We start from the raw sequence: 21,353 nt of genomic DNA, 5'->3' as shown, positions 1-21,353 counted from the left end.
CCAAAAGGCCCGCTCACCCGGAAATCGCGACAAAAAATACTATGATCCCCGTTTCCGCCAATAAAGCGGACGCGGCGGTCCTTAGTGCGCAAAGGACGCAGGGGCAACCGCCAGATGGCAGGAAATGGCTTTACGGCAAATAGTCTGGTGCTCGCTCAGGAAATCGGTGCGACCTGCCGTCCAGCGCGGATCAATAGGCCAGCGTCGCCGCCACCATGCCCCGCGCCGCATTGCCGATGAAAAACCCGTTGTGCAGATCATAGACGCGCAGATCGCCTTCGACCGCTTCGCCCATCTCGATCAGGCTTTGCCGCAATATGCCCGGCAACACCCCCCGGCGAAGCGGCGGCGTCACCAGCTTCTCGCCCCGTTCGACGAAGATCGATGAAAAACAGCCTTCGGTCAGATAGCCCTTCTCGTCGGTCAGCAGCACTTCATAGGTGCCGCCGCGCGTCAACGCATCGCGATACAGGCTGCGGTCGGTCGTCTTATGCGCCAGCCGCATGTCGTCGGCGGGGGCATTGCGTGGCACGACCGCGACCGGCATGATCGCCTCTGGCCAGGCGCGATGGTCGCGCACCTCGATCGCCACTGCGCCGCCGCGCGACACCAATAATCGCACCCGACTTTTGGCGGTCAGGCGAAAGGTCGCGGCCTGAAGCTCATTGCGCACATCATGCCGGTCGAAAGCGAAGCCCAGCGCATCGGCGCTGGCCTTCATTCTGCCCAGATGCAGTTCCAGCAACCTGACACCTTCGAGCGGATCGAAGGCCATGGTTTCAAGCAGATCATAACGTCCATCACCCAGCGACATGCCAACCATTCCAAGCGTTTGCCGCCAGTGAAGTCAAGCCGGGCCAGTCACAAAGGATCAAGAAAACGCCCCTTGGCCAAACATTCCGCCCACTCCAGACTTCCACGCGAATCAACGACGATCCCGGACCCCAGACCAATGCGGCCTGCCATGCTCTTTTCCTCGACGCAAAGCGTGCGGATGGCGACGTTGAACGCAGCGTCCCCATCCGGGTCGATCCAGCCGATCGTGCCGGTATAGACGCCACGCGGATGCGGCTCGATCGCATCGATGATTTCCATCGCGCGCACCTTGGGCGCGCCGGTGATCGATCCGCACGGGAACAGCACGCGCAGCACATCGACCGGCGACAGGCCCGGCAATATGCGCGCGCGCACGGTCGATACCAGTTGGTGGATCGTTGGAAACGTCTCGACCTTGAACAGGTCGGGCACGGTCACGCTGCCCGCCCGCGACACCCGCGACAGGTCGTTGCGCAACAGGTCCACGATCATCAGATTTTCGGCGCGCTGCTTGGAATCATTGCGCAGCCATTCCGCACGCTGCGCGTCCCGTTCCGCATCGGGGTCACGCGTGGCCGTCCCCTTCATCGGACGTGCGGTCAACTGACCACGCACCAGCGTGAAGAACAGTTCGGGCGAAAAGGACAGGATCGCCTGATCGCCCGTCCGTATCACGCCGCCATAACCCGCCGCGCCGCGGGACCGCATGGCGGCGTAGAGCGCCATCGGATCACCAGTGATCTGCGTTGCGCACGGGAATGTCAGGTTGACCTGATAGATGTCGCCAGCGCGGATATAATCCTGCACCCGGTCGAACGCGACCTGATAGCCTGCCTCGTCCAGCAGCGGTCGAAGCGGCGCGATGCTGGCTCCTGCGGGATCGGGCAGCAGGTCGGGCAAAGCATCGGGCGCTATGAACCGCACACCTTCGAACAGGCCGAACCACAGCAACGGGCCAGCATCGCGCGCCGCATCATGGCGACGGGCAATGGGCAAAAGCCGATCCTCCAGCGCCAGTCCAGCTTCATAGGCCATATAGCCAGCGACATGCAGCCCGGCCTCGGTCGCTTCGGCTACCCGGTCGAGCGCAGGCTGGACCTGCGCCATGCTATGGGCAGTGATGATGGAAACCGGATCGCGATACAGCCGCGCCGGGGCCGCGCCACGCACGCGCGCATCGTCGAACAGGACAAAGACTTCGGACGGACCGGGCAGACGCATGGACAGCCTCTTAACAGGCTTTGGCTCATGCGAAAGGGTCAGGGACGATTATGCCTTGTTGCGCCGGTTGGGCCAAACTTCTACCCCACCGCCATGAACGCTACTCCCGATCCGGCACCGCACCAGACGATCGATCGCCCCCTGCGTCCCGCGCTGCTGCTTGCCCTGCGCGGACGGTGCCCGGCCTGCGGCAAAGGCAAGATGTTCGCGCGCTTCCTCAAGCCGACGGACGCCTGCGCCCATTGCGGCCAGCAGTGGGACAGGCATTCGGCGGACGACTTCCCGTCCTATATCGTCATCCTGCTGCTCGGCCATATATTGGTGCCGCTGATGATAGAGGTGAACAGCGCGCTGGCCATTCCCCTGGGGTGGCAGGCAGTGATCTGGCCGACGCTGGCGATCATATTGGCCGTCACGATGATCCAGCCGGTGAAGGGCGCGGTCATTGCTTTCCAATGGAGCCGCCGGATGCACGGCTTCCGCTAGAAATCGCCCTGCGCTAAAACCCACCCTGCTCGTAAACCCGCAGAAATATCAGTCCGGCTGGCGAATGAAATTCAGCTCCATCGCCTCGCGCAGCGTTTCATCAATCTCGCGGCGGCCTTCTGCCCCATGCGTCACGACGGTCGTATCGCAGGTCGCGACACACACGCCCTTCTGGAACCCGGCCGAACTGATCGTCCAGCTTGTCCGACCGATATGACCGATCGCGCAATGCACCTCGAACGGATAGGGGAAATGCGATTCCTCGATGAAATTGAGCTGCACCGCCGCGACCAGCCAGCGCACGCCCTGTTCCTGCGGATGGCGGCCCAGATGGTGATGGAAACGGATGCGCGCCGTCTCGAATATCCCCGAAATCGCCACATTGTTGATGTGGCCCATTGTATCGAGATCCTGAAAGCGGGTGTCGATGCTGGTGACGAAGCGATAGGCTTGAGGACTGAAGCGCCAGTTATCGGGCTTGGCCATGCTGTGCGTTTCCCCTGAAAATATATGCCGTCTTCTTTAGCCTTACTGCGCGATGATGCAATCACACCCGTCAAATTGGCGACAGTGCGGCCTTTATGACACAACAGGGACAACCGAGCGTTTCGTGATGGACGATAGACTTTTTCACCACGCAGACATAGTTTCGCTCGCGCCACGATTGATGGAATTTCATGATGCAGCGTTACAGCCTGACCGCCATTATCCTGCACTGGGCGATCGCCGCCCTGCTCGCTTTTCAGATCAGCGTCGGATGGGCGCTGGAATCGCTCGGCGCGCGCGGATTCTCGCTGTACCAGCTACACAAATCGGTCGGCATCACCATCCTGCTGCTGACGTTCGTGCGCATCGTGGTGCGTTTCTATAAGCCGCGCCCGGCAAAGCTGGAACGCGGCTGGCAGGGCGCGCTGGCGTTGTGGGTGCATGTCGGCCTCTATGCCTTCATGCTTGGCGCGCCGCTGACTGGCTGGGCGCTGGTGTCTACCGCAAAGGTCAAGGTGCCGACCCTGATCTTCGGCCTCATCCCCCTGCCCCACCTGCCTTTGCCAGCGTCGGTCCATGGACTGGCGGAAAACAGCCACGGCCTGATCGCGTGGCTGGGCATCGCGCTCTTCCTGCTCCACGTTGCGGGCGCGCTGCGCCATCATGTGCTGATGGGCGATGGCCTGATCTATCGCATGATCCCCGGTCGCTCGCGCGTGCTGCTGTTCGTGCTGCCTGCGCTGATCCTCGTGGCGTTTGCCGTCGGCAGGATGATAGTCCCCGCCGCCGCGCCCGACGCCGCAGCCACCGCGCCAGCAGCCGATGAAGACGAAGCGGCCCCGATCGACAATGCGACGAACGCCGCCGTCCCCGAACAAGCCGCCAATGCGACCACCAACACCGCCGAGGCGGAAACCGAAACGCCCGTCGGCCCGCCCCCGGCATGGAGCGTGCAGCCCGGCGGCAAAATCGGCTTTGCGGTCGGCAATGACGGCGACACCATCAGCGGCAGTTTTTCCAGATGGACCGCCGACATCGTCATGGACCCCGACCATCCCGACAGCGCCACCATCACCGTCAGCATCGACATGACCAGCGCCAGCGTGGGTGACGCTTACAAGGACGGCATGTTGCCCGGCGACGAATTTTTCGGCGTCGCCGCCCATCCTACAGCCACGTTCAAGGCGACCGGCGCGCAGCAGACCGCTCCTGGTCGTTACCGCGCCGACGGCACGCTGACGCTCAAGGGCATCAGCAAGCCGCAGCGGATCAGCTTCACCCTGTCCGGCACGGGCAAGACCCGCTCCATATCCGGCACCGCCCGCGTCACCCGTGCGCTCTTTGGCGTGGGCAATGGCGACAGCAGCACCAGCCTGGCTCCCAGCGTCGCCGTGACGTTCGCCTTCAAGGCCAAACAGAAATGAGCCTAGTTGCGGCCACGCCTCCAAGCACCTAAACCGGCGTATCGCCGGGCGCTCCGTCATCAGGACGGGCGGACATCGGCGGGTCGCAGGATGATTTATGATACGCAGCATCGCGCTCGCCACGGCCCTTTCGGTCGCTTCCCCCGCCCTTGCCCAACCGGCGGCCGGGACAGGGGCCTTCATGTTCGAAAGCGGCACCAGCCTGCTGGGCAAATGCCGTAACAAGGCACCCGAATATGCGCTCGCCTGCACCGCCTATATCGTCGGCGTAGTCGATGGCATCCGCAAGGACACCTTCATCGGGCGCGGTCGCCCGGTCTGCTGGCCCGACGCGATGCAGGCGCAGGACGCGCGCAAGATCGTCGTCGCCTATCTCGAACGCTGGCCCGACCAGCGCAAAAGCCCCGCCTCCGTACTGGTCAGCGTGGCGCTCAACGAACGCTACCCCTGCCAGAAATAAGGCAATCGCCCCGCCCCCCACCGCGATGATTGCGCGTGGAGCGACCATGACTGCTATAAACTTGCCATAACCACAGCATCATCGTAGGTGCGGCCCCTATTTTTTCATGTTCAGGAGACTCGTCGTGGCGGCGAAATGGACGCCGGATAGCTGGCGCGCGCATAAGGGCATTCAGATGCCCACCTATCGGGACACGCAGGCGCTTGCCGCCGTGGAAACCCAGCTCGGCCAGTTTCCGCCGCTCGTCTTTGCAGGCGAAGCGCGCAGCCTGACGGCCGATCTGGCCAGGGTCACCGCTGGCGAAGCCTTCCTTCTTCAGGGCGGCGATTGCGCCGAAAGTTTCGCGGAGTTTCACCCCAACAACATCCGCGACACGTTCCGCGTGCTGCTCCAGATGGCCGTCGTCCTGACCTTCACGTCCAAGCTGCCGGTGGTCAAGGTCGGTCGCATGGCGGGCCAGTTCGCCAAGCCCCGTTCGGCCGATACCGAGACGATCGATGGCGTCGAGCTGCCCAGCTATCGCGGCGACAATGTCAACGACATCGCCTTCACGCCGGAAGCGCGCGAGCCGGATCCGGACAAGATGGTGCGCGCCTATAATCAGTCGGCTGCGACGCTCAACCTGCTGCGCGCCTTTTCGACCGGCGGCTATGCCAGCCTGGATCGCGTGCATGGCTGGATGCTCGACTTCATGGGCCGCAGCCCCTGGGCCAGCAAGTTCGAACAGACCGCCGACCAGATCGGTCAGGCGCTCGACTTCATGCGTGCCTGCGGCCTGTCCGCCGACACCGTGCCGCAGCTTGGCGGGACCAGCTTCTATACCAGCCACGAAGCGCTGCTGCTGCCTTTCGAACAGGCGCTGACCCGTCAGGATTCGCTGACCGGCGACTGGTACGACACGTCCGCGCACATGCTGTGGATCGGCGACCGCACCCGGTTCGAAGGGTCCGCCCATGTCGAATATCTGCGCGGCATCGGCAATCCCATCGGCATGAAATGCGGCCCCAGCCTGGAACCCGACGCGCTGCTGCGCCTGCTCGACATCCTCAATCCGTCGCGGGAGGCCGGGCGCATGACGCTCATCACCCGCTATGGCTATGACAAGATCGAGTCCGGCCTGCCCAAGCTCGTCCGCGCGGTGCAACGCGAAGGCCATCCGGTCGTCTGGTCCTGCGACCCGATGCACGGCAACGTCATCAAGGCCGCCAACGGCTACAAGACCCGCCCGTTCGACCGCATCCTGGCCGAAGTGCGCGGCTTCTTCGCCGTCCACCGCGCCGAAGGCAGCTTCGGCGGCGGCATCCACGCCGAAATGACTGGCCAGAACGTCACCGAATGCACCGGCGGCGCGATCGCCATCACCGACGAAGGTTTGGCCGACCGCTACCACACCCACTGCGACCCGCGCCTGAACGCCTCGCAAAGCCTGGAATTGGCCTTCCTGCTGGCCGACATGCTGAACGAAGAACTGAAAGAACGCCGCGCCGCGGCATGAGGGATAAGGCGGGCCGGGTCACGCGATCCGGCCCGCTCATTTTTTGGCGAACGCCTACATCTCTCCCGTCATGCCAGCGCAGGCTGGCATCTCTCTTTCCCTTCAAGCGCTTGGTTAGCAGAAGTGAGATCCCAGCTTTCGCTGGGATGACGAAAGTGGGTGACTAAAAATGGTCGCTTCCCGCATCCTCCCCTACAAGGTAGGGCAATCGCATATGGACATCTTCCCATTTCACTTCGTCATGCTGAACTTGTTTCAGCATCCATCGCGCCCCAAAAGCCTCCGCTTTTGACGAGAAATGGCCCCTGAGCCGCAGGCCAGCGCAAGTCCCAGCCTTCATCCTTCCAATGTAGGATTTTCTCTGATCTATCCTGACGGATGGACCGCCTCTTCCTCCCAGCCTCCACGCACCACTGCACAACCGTCGCGTCAGTGGCGCGCCGAAGCCGCGTCAGCGTCGCGTCACCCTGCCCCAACAGGCGCGCCAGCGTGACCCAACCGCCGCGCAAATGGCGCGTCGCCGTCGCTTCACCGGCGCATGCCCGTCGCTTCGCGCCAAAAACATCGCACGACATTGTGAACTTCGCCGCTGTGACCCTACTGCTACTTCGCCGCGACCTTCCGCTCCTTCGCCCGGCGCGCGAAAATGTTCAGGCACTCGACCAGCGTCGAAAAGGCCATCGCGGCATAAATATACCCCTTGGGCACATGCACGCCAAAACCATCGGCGATCAGCACTGCGCCGATCATCAGCAGGAAACCGAGCGCCAGCATCACCACGGTCGGGTTCTTCGCGATGAAGTTGGCGAGCGGATCGGCGGCCAGCAGCATCGCCGTCACGGCCGCGATCACGGCGATGACCATGATGGCCAGATTGTCGGTCATGCCAACGGCCGTCAGAATCGAATCGAGCGAAAAAATCATGTCGAGCAGGATGATCTGCACGATCGCGCTGCCAAAGGTGATGGTCGCCACGCCTGCCTTGCCCATCCCGTCTTCACCGCCAACCGGATCGACCGTATGATGGATTTCCCGCGTCGCCTTCCAGATCAGGAACAGCCCGCCGGTGATCAGGATCAGGTCGCGCCAGGAAAAGTCCGTCTCGAACGTCGGCGCGCCATGCTGGTCAAGCGGGCCGGTAATGCCCAGATCGAACACCGGCTGCGTCAGGCCGACGATCCACGCGATCATCGACAGCAGCACCAACCGCATGCCCAGCGCCAGCCCGATGCCGATCCGCCGCGCCCTGGGGCGCTGCGCTTCGGGCAATTTATTGGTCAGGATGGAGATAAATACGAGATTGTCGATGCCCAGCACGACCTCCATCACGACCAGAGCGACGAGCGCGGCAATGGCGGTGGGATCGGTGAAGGCGGCGATCAAACTATCCATAGGGCGTCCTGAACCATGATTATCGATGCGCAGACGCAACGGTATAAATGGATCGCCGGTTCCATCATACATGCTTTGTAACATGACAACGCTAACAGTGCGTCGTTGCGCGCTCCCCATCTGGACTAGGGCTTTGCTCTCCCCTAGCGATGACACGTCATTCTTACTTTGCGGCGCGGCATCTTGTCGCGGCGCCATGCCCTTTGCGAAAGGCGGCCCATGGCTCGTACCACCCTCACCCGTTTCCTGATCGAACAGCAACGTGAAGCGCAGGCTTTGCCCGGCGAACTGCGCCTGTTGATCGAAACCGTCGCCCGCGCGTGCAAGACGATCGCTCATGCCGTTGGCAAGGGCGCTCTGGGCGAAGTGCTTGGCAGTCTGGACACGGAAAATGTGCAGGGCGAAGTGCAAAAGAAGCTGGACGTGATCGCCAACGAAATCCTGCTCGACGCCAATGAATGGGGCGGACATCTGGCCGCGATGGCGTCCGAAGAGATGGAGACGATCCATCGCATCCCCAATCGCTATCCCAAGGGCGAATATCTGCTGCTGTTCGATCCGATCGACGGGTCCAGCAATATCGACGTCGATCTGTCGGTCGGCACGATCTTTTCCGTCCTGCGCGCGCCCGAAGCGTGCGCCGGTCGCGAAGTGACGGAGGAGGATTTTCTTCAGTCGGGCCGTGAACAGGTCGCCGCTGGCTACGCCATTTACGGGCCTCAGGCGATATTGGTGCTGACCGTCGGCACCGGCGTCTTCGAATTTACGCTGGACCGCGAAGTCGGAAGCTGGGTCATGACCGACGCCGATATGCAAATGCCGCAGGGCAAGTGCGAATTTGCGATCAACATGTCCAACCGCCGCCAATGGTCACCCGGCATCGCCCGTTACATCGACGAACGGGTGGAAGGCGGCGCTGGTCCATGCGGCAAGGATTATAACATGCGCTGGACCGCATCCATGGTCGCGGACGTCCATCGCATCATCAAGCGCGGCGGTATCTTCCTCTATCCGGTCGATACCCGCACACCGGGCAAGGCCAAGCTGCGCCTGATGTATGAAGCCAATCCCATGAGTTTCCTGATCGAACAGGCCGGTGGCGCATCGACCGACGGCTTTGGTCCGTTGATGGACGTCACGCCCACCAGCCTGCACCAGCGCGTCGGCGTGGTGTTGGGGGACAAGGCCGAAGTGGCGACGATCACCGCTTACGGACAGGCATGATACTGATGTGAAAAAAATGGGGGGAGAGCGTTGCGTGACGCTCGATCCCCCCATGCTTCGGTTCGCCGTGCCGGTCTTACCGGCGGCTCCTCTCCAGAAACTTTTTATGTGTTTGGCGCACCGGAAGCGAAATCGCCCTAGACCAGTCCGCAGACAAAAAAAAGGCCGATCGTGAGACCGGCCTAAAAAGTTTAGGAGAGGATGCCTGAAAGGCACAGTCTCTCTGCGGCAAACCGATATATCTCGCAAATGCGAAGAATAAAGTTGCGGTTGCACAAACTGCAACCGTACCCGAAACGACTGACTTACCCTTACGGAAACCGGACTTTGATGATGGAGCGAATCGATCGTAACGCCTGTTGCAGGTAAACAAATATCAGGGCTTTGCCGGTAAGTTTCCGCCGATGCACGGCTCCGCCCCTCTTTCCGCGACGACTCAGGCCAGCCGATATCGCCGCGATATCGACGGCCTGAGGGCGCTCGCCATCCTGCCGGTGCTGCTGTTCCACGCCCATGTCCCCGGATTTTCGGGCGGCTATGTCGGTGTCGATATCTTCTTTGTCATTTCCGGCTTTCTGATCACCGGCATCATCGCAAAGGAAGTGGATGAAGGCAGCTTTTCGCTGACCCGCTTCTACGAACGCCGCTTCCGACGGATCATGCCAGCTTTGGGGCTGATGATTCTGGCCGTGCTGGCGGCCTCCGTCTGGTTCTATCTGCCCGGCGATCTGGAAGGGGTGCCAAGATCCGCACTGGCCGCGACCCTGTTCGCGTCGAACCTGTGGTTCTTTACCGACACTGGCTATTTCGCAGGCGGCGCGGACGTTAAACCGCTGCTCCACACCTGGTCGCTGGCAGTGGAAGAACAATATTATATCGGCTTCCCGATCCTCTTGATCCTCCTGGCCCGCTACGCCCCCCGATGGCGCACCCCCGCCATCGCTGGAATCGCGGCTTTATCCCTTGCTTTGTCCGTCCTGATGCAGCGCGACGCCACCGGCTTCGCCTTCTACCTCCTGCCGACCCGAGCCTGGGAACTGTTCGCCGGCGCGCTGCTCGCTGTGGGTGCGATTCCCGCAGTCCGATCCCGCTGGGGCAGGGAAGCCATAGCCTGGGGCGGGATCGCCGCGATCGTGTTTGCCGTCACCTGCTACAACGCCGACACATTGTTTCCAGGCTATGCCGCGCTGGCTCCGGTACTGGGCGCGGCGGCCTTGATCCACAGCGCGCCGGGCACCCACGCCGGACGATGGCTGGGCTGGACGCCGCTGGTCGGCATCGGCCTTATTTCCTACTCCCTCTATCTGTGGCACTGGCCGCTGATCGTCCTGACCGAATATACGACAGACGTGGCGCTTGCCGGATCGACGCGTATCTGTGTCATTGCCGGGTCGGTGGTTGCGGCAATCCTGTCATGGCGCTTTGTCGAACGTCCTTTTCGCGATTCGCGCCGCTTGCCCGCACAAACGATATTCCGCTTCACCGCTGCAACCATGCTGCTGCTCGCCGTGCTTTCGCTGGTTTTGATCGCCGTCGGCGGCTGGCCCACCCGTTTCGCTCCCGCGGTGCTGCAACAGGCGGCCGGACACACCGATGTCAGCCCGGATCGCAAACGCTGCCACGACAGCTTCGCCCGTGGCGCGCAGCCCTGCGTCCTTGGCGCAGCGGTACGCCCCGATGCAATGCTATGGGGCGACAGCCATGGCGTGGAATTGGCGCAGGCATTAGCGTTGGTTGCAAAGGCCAGGGGGCGGTCGCTGATCGAACGCACGTCATCCAGTTGCCCGCCAGTGATCGGCTATGATGCGCCAAAGGACGCGCGCTGCGCCGCCGCCAATCGCGCGACGCTGGCCGCGATCCATGCTGATCCCGGCATCCGCCGCGTCTACCTTGTCGCCTTCTGGGCTAATGGCCAGTTTGACGATCCCGGTTTCGTGGCGAAACTCGACCGCACGGTCGCGCTGCTTCGGCAGGAAGGGCGGGAGGTCGTGCTCATCGGACCAGTGCCGCCCCAGCCCTTCGACGTCCCGCGCCACCTCGCCCATCTTGCCCGCGCCGAGCGACTGGATGAAGCGCAGGGCGTCGATCGCGCCTTCGTCGATGCGCGCACCAAACATATCCGCGCCCTGTTCAACCGCTGGCGCGCGCGCGGCGTGGAATTGATCGATCCAGTCACGGCGCTATGCGATGTCCGTCAATGCGCGATCGAGCGTGACGGCAAGCCACTCTACTTCGATTCACACCACCTGAGCATGGCAGGCGCGCGACTGGTCATCGGCCAGTTCGACTAAGGCACGCTATTCCGCTGCCATTGCATAGGCCGCACCGGGATTTTCGACCGCCAGCGCATCGGCCATGGCAGTGACGAAACCCCTCATCCGTTCCAGCCCCGGCCCCGGTCGATCCAGCGCCGCGTCGAGATAGAGCGCCCGGTCGATTTCCACCTGGATCGCATGCATCCCGCGATCCGGCCGTCCATGCCGTTCGATCAGATGATCGCCAGCATAGGGGTGGTTCTGCGTCGCCAATAGTCCGTGCCCGATCGCGATGTCGGCAGCCAGTGCCACCAGACGATTCGACGCGCTACGCCCAAAGCGGTCCCCGAAAACCACGCTGGGAGCGGTCTGCCCTGCTGCGGGCGGGGGCAGCGTTGGCATGGAATGGACGTCGATCAGAATGGCATGGCCATGCGCATCCCGCGCTGCCATCATCATTTGTGCCAAAGCAGCATGATAAGGGCGGTGAAACTGATCGATGCGTCGCTGTATGTCAGGCCAGGACAGCGCCCCCCGCCACAATTCATGCGCACCGGGCAGGCGGCGTGGGATCAGGCCCAGACCCCCGCGCAATTTTGCGCTGCTATGCAACGCGATATCATGGGGTAGCCCTGCAATCATGGCTGGGTCGATTTCGCGTTCATGCCGGTTAAGGTCGATCATCGCACGAGCGGTACGCGCCACGATGACACTATAGCCCCGCGCGATCAGCGGATAGGCGAGCAGATCAGCCCAGCGATCCTCAAGCCTCCGCAATATATGTGGTCGTACGCGCGCTTCCGCGAGAAGATCGGCCGGATAATTACGGCCCGCGTGAGGGACGGAAATAATGACCGGGCAGTCTGGAATGGCGGGGCCGTACAGGTCAAAACCCGGCTCGCTGAGGACGGGAGGACGCGGCGCGGGATGATCCAACGAGGCTCCTTTCACCGACCACGCGAAAAATCGCTGTTCGGCTGGATAATATTTACACCTTGTCGCATATATCGGCACTGGACGCCACCCGAACGCTGCCAAAAAGGATAGCGTTACTCCGGATTGGCGGCGGGTGGACTTAACGACTGGGGCGATCGTGCGCATATTATTGGCCGAAGATGACGAAAGCATGCGCACCTATCTGGCCCGCGCGCTGGAGCGCTCGGGTTATGAAGTGGTGGCGGTGGCAACCGGCGCAGCCGCCGTGCCCTATATCGACACGGAACGTTTCGACCTGCTGTTGACGGACATCGTCATGCCGGAAATGGATGGCATAGAACTGGCCCAACATGCCGCAGCTGCAGCGCCCGACATGCGCATCATGTTCATCACTGGCTTTGCTGCCGTGACATTGAAAGCCGGGAAAGCCGTGCCGCAGGCCAAGCTCCTGTCCAAGCCTTTCCACCTGCGCGACCTGGTGCTGGAGGTCGAACGCATGTTTGGCAATGAAAGCCTGACCGGACTAAACTAAAGCCATCAATCCGGCACGACTTCCTGCATGTCCGGCGTGGGGTCGAGCGCTATGCCCGCCATCGCCGCCTTGAAGCGCTCGCGGTCCAGGCCTTTTTCCCAGATCGACACAATCACGGTCGCCACGGCGTTGCCGATGAAGTTGGTCAGGCTGCGGCATTCGCTCATGAAGCGATCGACGCCCAGGATCAGCGTCATGCCAGCCACCGGGACGGACGGCACGATGGACAGCGTTGCAGCCAGCGTGATGAACCCCGCCCCGGTCACGCCCGCCGCACCCTTGGACGAAATCATCGCCACCAGCAGCAGCAGGATTTGCTGCTCCAGACTGATATGGACGTTGCAGGCCTGCGCGATGAAGAGCGCGGCCAACGTCATGTATATGTTGGTGCCGTCCAGGTTGAAGCTGTAGCCGGTGGGCACTACCAGACCGACCACCGACTTGCGGCATCCGGCCCGCTCCATCTTCTCGATCAGGCTGGGCAGCGCCGCTTCGGATGAGGAAGTGCCCAACACGAGCAACAGTTCGGCCTTCAGATAACGGATGAGGTGCAGGATGTTGAACCCGGCGAACCAGCAGACCGCCCCCAACACACCCAGCACGAACAACAGGGACGTCAGATAGAAAGTCGCGACCAAGCCGGCAAGATTGGCGAGCGTGCCGACACCATATTCCCCAATGGTGAAGGCCATCGCGCCAAATGCCCCGATTGGTGCGACCTTCATCAGCAGCGACACGAGCTTGAACACCGCGTGGCTGGCCGATTCGAGCACGACCATCAAGGGGGCCGCTCGATCGCCGATCATGGTCAGCGCGATCCCGAACAAGATGGCGACAAACAGCACTTGAAGAATGTTGCCGTCCGCCACCGCCGACACCATGGTCGAGGGAATGATGCTCATCAGGAATCCGGTCAGCGTCCGCTCATGCGCCTGATGCGCGTAGTCGGCGACCTTACCCGCGTCGAGCGTCGCCGGGTCGATATTCAAACCGGCACCCGGTTGCACGACGTTGGCGACGATCAGGCCTACGACAAGCGCCAGCGTGGAGAAGGTAAGGAAATAGGCAAAGGCCTTGGCCGCGACCCGTCCGATCGCGCCCAGTTCCTTCATCCCCGCAATGCCAGTGACGATGGTCAGGAAGATCACCGGAGCGATGATCATCTTCACCAGTTTGATGAACGCCTCACCCAACGGTTTTAACTGCACCCCGGCATCGGGATAGAAATGACCGATCGCGACGCCCAGAGCGATGGCTGTAAGCACCTGAAAATAGAGCTGGCGATAAAAAGGGAGGCGCGGGGTCGTCTGCTCGGACGCGGTTGGCGATGGCAGCATATTGGTCAACGTCCCCCTGTTTCCCCGTCAACATATGGGACGCCCCGTCCCTGTCCAGAAGAATGTCGAAGCGATGCAATTTCCCGCTTGCACGCCCTCATGTCCCCGGCTATTGGCCCAACTCCCGTGGGCGTGTAGCTCAGTGGTAGAGCACTGTGTTGACATCGCAGGGGTCGCAAGTTCAATCCTTGCCACGCCCACCATCGAAAAGCCCGTCAGGTCATCATGATCTGGCGGGCTTTTTGTTGGGCTTTTGGATATGGCCCACGGCGAAGCGATATGGGAGTTGGACATGACGCCGGGATGCGAGACGATTTCAGGTAAGCGCGTGCTGTTCATCATGGCGGTGGATGCTGAATATGGAACGCATCTGCGCGGCCGCTTCAAGCCGCTCTTGACCGGCGTTGGCCCTGTCGAAGCGGCGCTGGTGACTGGCATGGCTTTGCAGGATCTCGCCCGGCAGAGCGCGTTGCCTGATCTGGCGGTCTGCCTGGGATCGGCAGGATCGCGGACCTGCCCTCTAGGCGATATTTTTCAGGTAGCGAGTGTGTCGTGGCGCGACATGGATGCGTCACGCCTCGGCTTTACCAAGGGCGTAACCCCCTTCATTGATCATCCGGTCGATGTGCCCTTGGTGACACCGCTGCCGCTGCAGACGGCGCGGCTGTCCACGGGAGCGAATATCGTGGGCGGCGCGGAATATGCCGCCATTGATGCCGACATGGTGGATATGGAAAGTTTTGCTGTGGCACGGGCCTGCGCGCGGTTTGGCGTGTCATTGGTGGGACTGCGCGGCATTTCCGATGGCCCTGGCGAGTTGGCGCACATCCATGGCTGGACGGAGTTGCTTGGCCTGCTGGATGAGCGATTGGCGGCGGCGGTCGATCTGCTGCCCGACGCACTGACGCGCTGGACGACGCAGGCCTGATCAGTCGCCGTCGAAGGCGATCAGCGCCTTTGCAATGACGCCATCGGCTTCCAGAGCGACCTTGCCACCCAGATCGGGCAGATCGATCGCAAACAACGCCATCAGCACGCTCGCCCCTTGCTCCCGCAATAATTGCGCGGTGGCGAGTGCTGTGCCCCCGGTAGCGATCAGGTCATCGACAAGCAGCACGCGCGTGCCCGGTACGACCTGACCATCATGCATTTCCAGCCGGTCGGTGCCATATTCGAGGGCGTAGTCGATCCCCACGGTCTTTCCCGGCAGCTTGCCCGCCTTGCGGACGGGCACAAAGCCCTTGCCCAATGCCAGCGCTAATGCCGCGCCCAAAATGAAGCCACGCGCCTCAATCCCGACAATGATGTCGGGGTCCAGGGGGCGCGCGATAGTCGCCATGTGGCCTACCAGTTCAGCCAGACCCGGACCGTCGGCCAGCAGCGTCGTGATGTCGCGAAACTGGATACCGGGCTTGGGAAAGTCGGGGATCGTGCGGACCAGTGCCGTCAGGCTGTCGATGCTCATCATGTCTCCATAATGCAAAAGGGCGCGGCTTCGTAAAGAAACCGCGCCCCTGGCTTATCCATGTCAGGCCTTGACCGATCAGGCCGCCTTTTTCTTGTCCGCCCAGATATTCTGATAGGACATGTAGGCCAGGCCAGTCGCAATCAGCAGGAAAAGGAGCGTCGCAAAGCCTGCTCGGCGGCGATTTTCCAGCTTCGGTTCAGCGGTCCACGCCAAGAATGCCGAAACGTCCTGTGCCATCTGGTCGACCGTCGGCTTGGGTTGCCCCGGACCATAGGTGACCTGACCTTCGGCCGTCAGCGGCGGTGCCATGGCGAGGTTCAAGTTCGGGAAATAGGGATTGTAATGCAGCCCCGCAGGCGTCTTCGCGTCAGGAAATTCCTTCAGCAGTTCGGCTGGCTGCGCCTGAAAACCAGTCAACAGCGAATAAACATAGGCGGGACCATGATGGCGCGCCTTGGTCATCAAGGACAGGTCTGGCGGGATCGCATTGTTGTTCGCCGCCGCCGCCGCGACATTGTTCGCGAACGGCTTGGGGAAGTGATCGGCAGGCACAGGATCGCGACCGGCCATCTCACCCGTCTTGGGATCGACGTCGGGGGTCTTGATCGCCCACTGCTTGGCGATAGCCTTCACTTCCGCTTCGTTATAGCCGAGCGCTTGAAGATCGCGGAAAGCCACGAACTTCAGGCTGTGGCAGGCTGAACAGACTTCCTTGAACACCTGAAAACCGCGCTGCAATTGCGGACGATCATAGGTGCCCAGCGGTCCGTCGAACGAGAAGGACACATGTTTGGGATCGCGGTGGAATTCATGCTCCACCGTGGCCTTGGGCGGATCGGAGACATAGGCCACCGCGCCGATCAGGAAGGAAATGAGCAGCCAGCCTGAAAAGAAGAGGCCGACGAGGAATGCGCCAATGCGGACCATGGTCTTATCTACCCCTTATTCGGCCGGGACCGCGACGGGTTCGCCGTCGGTCTTGCCATATTTCGCCAGCACGGCCTCGGTGATCGAACCGGGCAGCGGCAGCGGCTTTTCATAGCGTGAGATCAGCGGAAGGATGATCAGGAAGTGCGCGAAATAATAGGCTCCCGCGACCTGGCTCATCATCACATAGGGCTCTTCCGCCGGCGCGCCGCCCAACCAGCCCAGGATCACCACGTCGAAGCAGAGGATCCAGAAGAACTTGTTGAAGGTAGGCCGATACTTGCCCGACCGCACCGGCGAGGTGTCGAGCCAAGGCAGGAAGAAGAGCAGCAGGATCGACGCAAACATCGCCAGCACGCCCATCAGCTTGGCCGGGACGAAGAAGAAGTCCACCGTGAAGGCGCGCAGGATCGCGTAGAAGGGCCAGAAATACCATTCCGGCACGATGTGCGCAGGCGTCGAAAGCGGGTTCGCTTCGATATAGTTGTCCGGGTGCCCCAGAAAGTTGGGCGCGAAGAACAGCAGGATCGAGAAGGCAATCAGGAAGATGCCGGCGCCGAAGCCATCCTTGGCGGTGTAATAGGGGTGGAAGGGCACAGTGTCCTGCGGCCCCTTCACTTCCACGCCGGTCGGGTTCGAAGACCCTGGAATATGCAGCGCCCAGATGTGCAGGATGATGACACCGGCAATCACGAAGGGCAGCAGGAAGTGGAGCGAGAAGAAGCGGTTGAGAGAAGCGTTGCCAGGGGCAAAACCGCCCAGCAGCCAGGTCTGGATCGGTTCGCCCACGACAGGGATCGCGCCGAACAGGCCAGTGATCACCTTCGCCCCCCAATAGGACATCTGCCCCCAGGGAAGCACATAGCCCATGAACGCGGTCGCCATCATCAGCAGGAAGATGACGAGGCCCAGCAGCCACACCATTTCGCGCGGCGCTTTGTACGAACCGAAATAGAGACCGCGGAAGATGTGAAGATAGACCACGATGAAGAAGAAGCTCGCGCCGTTGGCGTGGGCATAGCGCATCAGCCAGCCCGCGTTCACGTCACGCATCGTCTGTTCAACGGTGCCGAAAGCGACCAGGTCGTTGGCGCCATAGTGCATCGCCATGATGACACCGGTCACGATCTGGATCATCAGCGCCAGACCGGCCAACACGCCAAAGTTCCAGAAATAGTTGAGATTGCGCGGCACAGGATAGCCCGCGCCGACAGCGTTGTAGGCGAGACGCGGAAGCGGCAGCTTCTCATCGATCCACACCATGACCGGATTTTTCGGCGTATATTGCTCAGCCCAGGGAAAGCTCATGGTTTCTTACCTCAGCCTACAAGAATGGCGGTGTCGGAAGTGAAGGTGACCTTCGGCACTTCCAGGTTCTTCGGCGCCGGGCCTTTCCGGATCCGCGCGGCGGTGTCGTAGGAAGAGCCATGGCAGGGGCAGAAATAGCCGCCAAATTCGCCACGATTTTCGCCCTCGCCCGCGCCAAGCGGCACGCAGCCCAGATGGGTGCAGACGCCCATGGTCACCAGCCACTGCTTCTTACCAGCGACGGTCCGTTCTTCCAGCGTCTGCGGATCACGCAGCGTGGCAGGATCGACCTTGTCGGCTTCGGCGATTTCCTTGGGCGTCAGCTGGCGCACGAACAGTGGCTGTGCGCGAAAGGTCGTCTTGATCGCCTGCCCCGGCTGAATCGCCGACAGGTCGACTTCCGTCGACGCAAGCGCCAGCACGTCGGCGCTGGGGTTCATCTGATCGATCAGAGGCAGGACGACGGCAACAGCGCCGACCCCTGCGAAACTCACTGCGGCGATGTTGATGAAATCGCGACGACGCACCCCATCTTCGCCGGATAGACCCGTGCTGTCTGTATGTTCAACGATCGCCATGCACCTCAACCCTTGCAAGAACGTCCCTGATCCCGCCGCATTGCCGTGACCGGCTCCGCTTATCAGGGGATCGGGAAGATGCCATACATTATGGCCCCGCCTTCCCCCCGGCGTGGTTCGCGGGCCTGATAACCTCACTGTGCGCTCTTTGCCAACAGCAAACTCACCTCCCCTATGACAATTTGCCGCAGTGCATTATGGGCGAGGCCATGCGTATCGCCCTTTACCAGCCCGAGATCGCAGGCAATGTCGGCGCTATCCTGCGCCTCGCCGCCTGTTTCGCCACTCCCGTGGACATCATCATGCCGACCGGATTCGCCTTTTCCGATGCGAAGCTCAAGCGGGCCGCCATGGACTATGGCGAATCCGCCGACGTCACCCGCCACGCCAATTTCGCCGCGTTCGATACAGAACGGCGCGCGCAGGGCCGCCGCCTGTTGTTGATGAGCGCTCACGCGTCACAGCGATTGCCCGACGTCGCCTTTCATGCCGACGACATATTGATGATGGGATCGGAAAGCGCGGGCGTGCCGGACGATGTGCGCGACATCGCCGACATCCGCGTCCGCATCCCCATGGCGGCAGGCTTTAGATCCTTGAACATCGCCGTATCCACGGGCATCGCCGTCGCCGAAGCCCTGCGCCAGACCGGAGGCTTCCCGCAATGACCCCACCCGTCCCCACAATTTCCTTCGACCTTGATGCCCGCCAGCAGGCCGCGCGCGACTGGTTCGAATCGCTGCGTAACCGCATCTGCGCCGAGTTCGAGGCGATCGAGCGGGAAGCGGGCAGCGATGCCTGCTTCACCTATACTGCGTGGGACCGCGAAGCGGAGGGGCAAGCGCCCGGCGAAGGTGGCGGCGGCGTGCGCGGCGTGATGAAGGGCAAGGTCTTCGAGAAGGTCGGCGTCAACGTCTCCACTGTGGGTGGCGAGTTCGCGCCCGCCTTTGCCCAGAGCATCCATGGCGCAGGGGACAATCCAGCCTTCTTCGCCACCGGCATCAGCCTGGTCGCGCATATGGCCAATCCGCATGTGCCCGCCGTCCATATGAACACCCGTTATCTAGTGACGACGAAAAGCTGGTTCGGCGGCGGCGCGGACCTCAATCCGCCATTGCCACGCGATCAGGACACCGCCGACTTCCATAGTGTATTAGAAACCACATGCGCTGCGCACGACCCGGAATACTACTCCCGGTTCAAGGCGTGGGCGGACGAGTATTTCTATATTCCTCATCGCGGCGTACATCGCGGGGTCGGGGGGATTTTCTACGACCATCTGGAATGTGACGATAGCGAAACGTTCGACGCGAATTTCGCTTTCACCCGCGCAGTGGGCGATGCGTTCCTGAACGCCTATCCGCCCATCGTGCGGCGGCGCATGGACGAGCCGTGGGATGCGGCCGACTATGCCGCCATGCTGGAATGGCGCGGCCGCTATGCCGAGTTCAATCTGGTGCATGATCGCGGCACGCTGTTTGGCCTCAAGACCGGCGGCAATATCGACGCGATCCTGATGAGCCTGCCACCCATGGCCAGTTGGAGCTGACGCGCGTGGCGTTGATCCCAGTCGCGCAGGGCATGGTCGCGACCATCGTCACGCATCTTGAGATGCGCGATCGGCCGCGCCCCGCGCCGGTCCCTCCCGCGCCGCTGCGGCTAGCGCGATGGAAAACACCGGATCTGGCCGCCTATCGCACCCTGTTCGCGCGAGTGGGCGCGCCATGGCTGTGGTTTTCCCGCCTGATCATGCCAGATGGCGATCTGGCCGCGATCCTGCATGATCCGAGTGTGGAGGTCTATGCCGTCACTGATCCGCGCGGCACGGAAGTCGGCCTGCTGGAACTGGACTTTCGCGCATTGCCCGATTGCGAATTGAGCTTTTTGGGACTGGTGCCGGAACTGAACGGCAAAGGGCTTGGCCGATGGCTGATGGCCCAAGCCAAATCGCTGGCCTGGCGCAGGGGCGTGAACCGCTTCTGGGTCCACACCTGCACGCTGGACAGCCCGGCGGCGCTTGGCTTTTACATCAAGTCGGGCTTCGTCGCCTATGATCGCGAGATCGAAACCTTTCCCGACCCGCGCCTGTCGGGCATATTACCGCGTGAGGCTGCGCCGCATGTGCCGTTACTGGGTCCGCCTTTATCGCGCTGAGGCGTCAGCCTGCCGATAGAGGCGCGCCAGCATCACCAGCATATAGACCTGAATCACGCTGGACACAGCAGCGGCGGCCAGGCCACCGGCCAGACGCGCGCCATCGGGACCGGCGACCAGACCACCGAGCAGCCCGATAACGACCTGCGCCGCTGATCCGACGATGGTCGACAGGATCATCATGACGGCCAGAAAGGCCAGCAGTCGCCAGAAATGTCCGCGCGTCAGCGCCCATGCCTGCCGCAGCGAAACGATGACGCCATCCTGCCGATCGATCACCACAGGATTGAGCAGCGACAGCCGCACCCCGATGAAGACCATCGCAACCACTGCAACCGCCCCTACCAGCACGGCGAGCGCCGGTCCCGCGACCATGCCGAGCAGCACGCCGCCAAAGACGATCAGGAACAACAGGCCAAACAGCACCACGCCCGCCAGTAACGATGTCCCCAGAAGCACCGGCAGGCGAGTCAGCGCCAGCCGCAGTGCTTCCTTGACGCTGATCCCCGGCCGCAGCGCCAGCGCGAACAGGGTCAACGACCCGAACCAGATCAATATCACCGCGATCATGATCGACAGGCTGTAACTGGCCGGAATGTCGGGCATGGTCTCCGCCTTGGGCGCAGCGAGCCACGCCTGCAATTCGGGCGGGGCCATTTCCTGCACGATCAGGCCGGGCAGCGCCACAAACAGCAGCGCCACAGGCAACAGCAAGGCCGCCTCCCGCGCGACGAAGGCCACTGCCTCCTCCCACGCCTTGCCGATCGACATCGTCGTCATATCTCTAGTGCCTGCCTGTTATCGGAAAATCGCCGTGGAGACTTGATCGCTCGCCTCCACCAAGTCAAGGAAGT

Annotated in this window: 22 protein-coding genes and 1 tRNA gene; 12 read left to right on the top strand and 11 right to left on the bottom strand. The window is 62.1% G+C overall.

Annotation, left to right across the window (positions count from 1 at the left end):
• Positions 1–190: 190 nt before the first annotated feature.
• Complete coding sequence (locus WA070_RS17740; protein ID WP_422635226.1) at positions 191–814, bottom strand: aminotransferase class IV; 624 nt, start codon at positions 812–814, stop codon at positions 191–193.
• Between the two features lie 47 nt (positions 815–861).
• Entirely contained in the window at positions 862–2,037 is a 1,176-nt protein-coding gene (gene pabB, locus WA070_RS17735) for an aminodeoxychorismate synthase component I (protein ID WP_422635225.1), read from the bottom strand.
• A 93-nt stretch (positions 2,038–2,130) separates the two neighbouring features.
• On the opposite strand from pabB, the gene WA070_RS17730 reads away from it, so the two are divergent.
• A complete protein-coding gene (locus WA070_RS17730; protein WP_422635224.1) occupies positions 2,131–2,523 on the top strand; it encodes a DUF983 domain-containing protein in 393 nt (130 codons plus the stop codon).
• Between the two features lie 48 nt (positions 2,524–2,571).
• On the opposite strand, the gene WA070_RS17725 is transcribed toward WA070_RS17730, so the two are convergent.
• Positions 2,572–3,009 carry an acyl-CoA thioesterase gene (locus WA070_RS17725; protein WP_422635223.1) on the bottom strand — a complete coding sequence of 146 codons (438 nt, stop codon included), beginning with the start codon at positions 3,007–3,009 and terminating at the stop codon, positions 2,572–2,574.
• Positions 3,010–3,200: 191 nt separating this feature from the next.
• On the opposite strand from WA070_RS17725, the gene WA070_RS17720 reads away from it, so the two are divergent.
• The 3 genes from WA070_RS17720 to WA070_RS17710 all read left to right on the top strand — a co-directional run bounded on the left by WA070_RS17720 (position 3,201) and on the right by WA070_RS17710 (position 6,388).
• A complete protein-coding gene (locus WA070_RS17720; protein WP_422635222.1) occupies positions 3,201–4,433 on the top strand; it encodes a YceI family protein in 1,233 nt (410 codons plus the stop codon).
• 97 nt (positions 4,434–4,530) lie between these two features.
• Positions 4,531–4,893 carry a Rap1a/Tai family immunity protein gene (locus WA070_RS17715; protein WP_422635221.1) on the top strand — a complete coding sequence of 121 codons (363 nt, stop codon included), beginning with the start codon at positions 4,531–4,533 and terminating at the stop codon, positions 4,891–4,893.
• Positions 4,894–5,017: 124 nt separating this feature from the next.
• On the top strand, positions 5,018–6,388 hold the full coding sequence (locus WA070_RS17710; RefSeq protein WP_422635220.1) for a class II 3-deoxy-7-phosphoheptulonate synthase: 1,371 nt from the start codon (positions 5,018–5,020) through the stop codon (positions 6,386–6,388).
• 603 nt (positions 6,389–6,991) lie between these two features.
• On the opposite strand, the gene WA070_RS17705 is transcribed toward WA070_RS17710, so the two are convergent.
• The gene (locus WA070_RS17705; RefSeq protein WP_422635219.1) at positions 6,992–7,780 is read right to left on the bottom strand and encodes a TerC family protein; all 789 of its coding nucleotides are present in this window, start codon (positions 7,778–7,780) and stop codon (positions 6,992–6,994) included.
• Between the two features lie 219 nt (positions 7,781–7,999).
• Here WA070_RS17705 and WA070_RS17700 point away from each other — a divergent pair, with 219 nt between their 5' ends.
• On the top strand, positions 8,000–9,004 hold the full coding sequence (locus tag WA070_RS17700) for a class 1 fructose-bisphosphatase (protein ID WP_422635218.1): 1,005 nt from the start codon (positions 8,000–8,002) through the stop codon (positions 9,002–9,004).
• A gap of 404 nt (positions 9,005–9,408) precedes the next feature.
• Positions 9,409–11,295 (top strand): acyltransferase family protein, encoded by a 1,887-nt coding sequence (locus WA070_RS17695; protein ID WP_422635490.1) that lies wholly within the window; start codon positions 9,409–9,411, stop codon positions 11,293–11,295.
• Positions 11,296–11,301: 6 nt separating this feature from the next.
• Here the strand turns inward: WA070_RS17695 and WA070_RS17690 are convergent, their stop codons facing one another.
• Entirely contained in the window at positions 11,302–12,195 is an 894-nt protein-coding gene (locus tag WA070_RS17690) for an N-formylglutamate amidohydrolase (protein WP_422635217.1), read from the bottom strand.
• Positions 12,196–12,349: 154 nt separating this feature from the next.
• On the opposite strand from WA070_RS17690, the gene cpdR reads away from it, so the two are divergent.
• Entirely contained in the window at positions 12,350–12,727 is a 378-nt protein-coding gene (gene cpdR / locus WA070_RS17685; RefSeq protein WP_422635489.1) for a cell cycle two-component system response regulator CpdR, read from the top strand.
• A gap of 5 nt (positions 12,728–12,732) precedes the next feature.
• On the opposite strand, the gene WA070_RS17680 is transcribed toward cpdR, so the two are convergent.
• Positions 12,733–14,064, bottom strand: coding sequence for a dicarboxylate/amino acid:cation symporter (locus WA070_RS17680; RefSeq protein ID WP_422635488.1), 1,332 nt, complete (start codon positions 14,062–14,064; stop codon positions 12,733–12,735).
• A 128-nt stretch (positions 14,065–14,192) separates the two neighbouring features.
• On the opposite strand from WA070_RS17680, the gene WA070_RS17675 reads away from it, so the two are divergent.
• Positions 14,193–14,267: transfer RNA gene (locus WA070_RS17675), tRNA-Val, on the top strand.
• An 89-nt stretch (positions 14,268–14,356) separates the two neighbouring features.
• Positions 14,357–14,992: a 5'-methylthioadenosine/S-adenosylhomocysteine nucleosidase gene (locus WA070_RS17670; RefSeq protein ID WP_422635487.1), complete on the top strand. Its 636-nt coding sequence runs from the start codon at positions 14,357–14,359 to the stop codon at positions 14,990–14,992.
• Here the strand turns inward: WA070_RS17670 and WA070_RS17665 are convergent, their stop codons facing one another.
• The 4 genes from WA070_RS17665 to petA form a co-directional block, all read right to left on the bottom strand.
• Entirely contained in the window at positions 14,993–15,529 is a 537-nt protein-coding gene (locus WA070_RS17665) for an adenine phosphoribosyltransferase (protein WP_422635486.1), read from the bottom strand. It lies immediately after the preceding gene.
• Positions 15,530–15,607: 78 nt separating this feature from the next.
• Complete coding sequence (locus tag WA070_RS17660) at positions 15,608–16,459, bottom strand: cytochrome c1 (RefSeq protein ID WP_422635216.1); 852 nt, start codon at positions 16,457–16,459, stop codon at positions 15,608–15,610.
• 15 nt (positions 16,460–16,474) lie between these two features.
• Positions 16,475–17,767: a cytochrome b gene (locus tag WA070_RS17655; protein WP_422635215.1), complete on the bottom strand. Its 1,293-nt coding sequence runs from the start codon at positions 17,765–17,767 to the stop codon at positions 16,475–16,477.
• Between the two features lie 11 nt (positions 17,768–17,778).
• Positions 17,779–18,345 (bottom strand): ubiquinol-cytochrome c reductase iron-sulfur subunit, encoded by a 567-nt coding sequence (gene petA, locus WA070_RS17650; protein WP_422635214.1) that lies wholly within the window; start codon positions 18,343–18,345, stop codon positions 17,779–17,781.
• Between the two features lie 209 nt (positions 18,346–18,554).
• Between petA and WA070_RS17645 the strand changes: the two genes are divergently transcribed.
• Genes WA070_RS17645 through WA070_RS17635 form a run of 3 tightly spaced genes read left to right on the top strand, consistent with a single transcriptional unit; the run spans position 18,555 to position 20,499 of the window.
• A complete protein-coding gene (locus WA070_RS17645; RefSeq protein WP_422635213.1) occupies positions 18,555–19,013 on the top strand; it encodes a tRNA (cytidine(34)-2'-O)-methyltransferase in 459 nt (152 codons plus the stop codon).
• A complete protein-coding gene (gene hemF, locus WA070_RS17640) occupies positions 19,010–19,894 on the top strand; it encodes an oxygen-dependent coproporphyrinogen oxidase (RefSeq protein WP_422635212.1) in 885 nt (294 codons plus the stop codon). The genes WA070_RS17645 and hemF overlap by 4 nt, the downstream gene beginning before the upstream one ends.
• A gap of 32 nt (positions 19,895–19,926) precedes the next feature.
• Positions 19,927–20,499, top strand: a complete 573-nt coding sequence (locus WA070_RS17635; RefSeq protein ID WP_422635485.1) for a GNAT family N-acetyltransferase — start codon at positions 19,927–19,929, stop codon at positions 20,497–20,499.
• Here WA070_RS17635 and WA070_RS17630 read toward each other — a convergent pair.
• The gene (locus WA070_RS17630) at positions 20,488–21,279 is read right to left on the bottom strand and encodes a hypothetical protein (RefSeq protein WP_422635211.1); all 792 of its coding nucleotides are present in this window, start codon (positions 21,277–21,279) and stop codon (positions 20,488–20,490) included. The two genes, WA070_RS17635 and WA070_RS17630, sit on opposite strands and share 12 nt — an antisense overlap.
• Positions 21,280–21,353: the final 74 nt, after the last annotated feature.

Origin of the sequence: Sphingobium sp. (genome assembly GCF_049304695.1) — a bacterium.
Lineage (GTDB): Bacteria > Pseudomonadota > Alphaproteobacteria > Sphingomonadales > Sphingomonadaceae > Sphingobium.
Note: the sequence above shows the minus strand (reverse complement) of the source record. Positions and strands in the feature narration are given on the sequence as shown.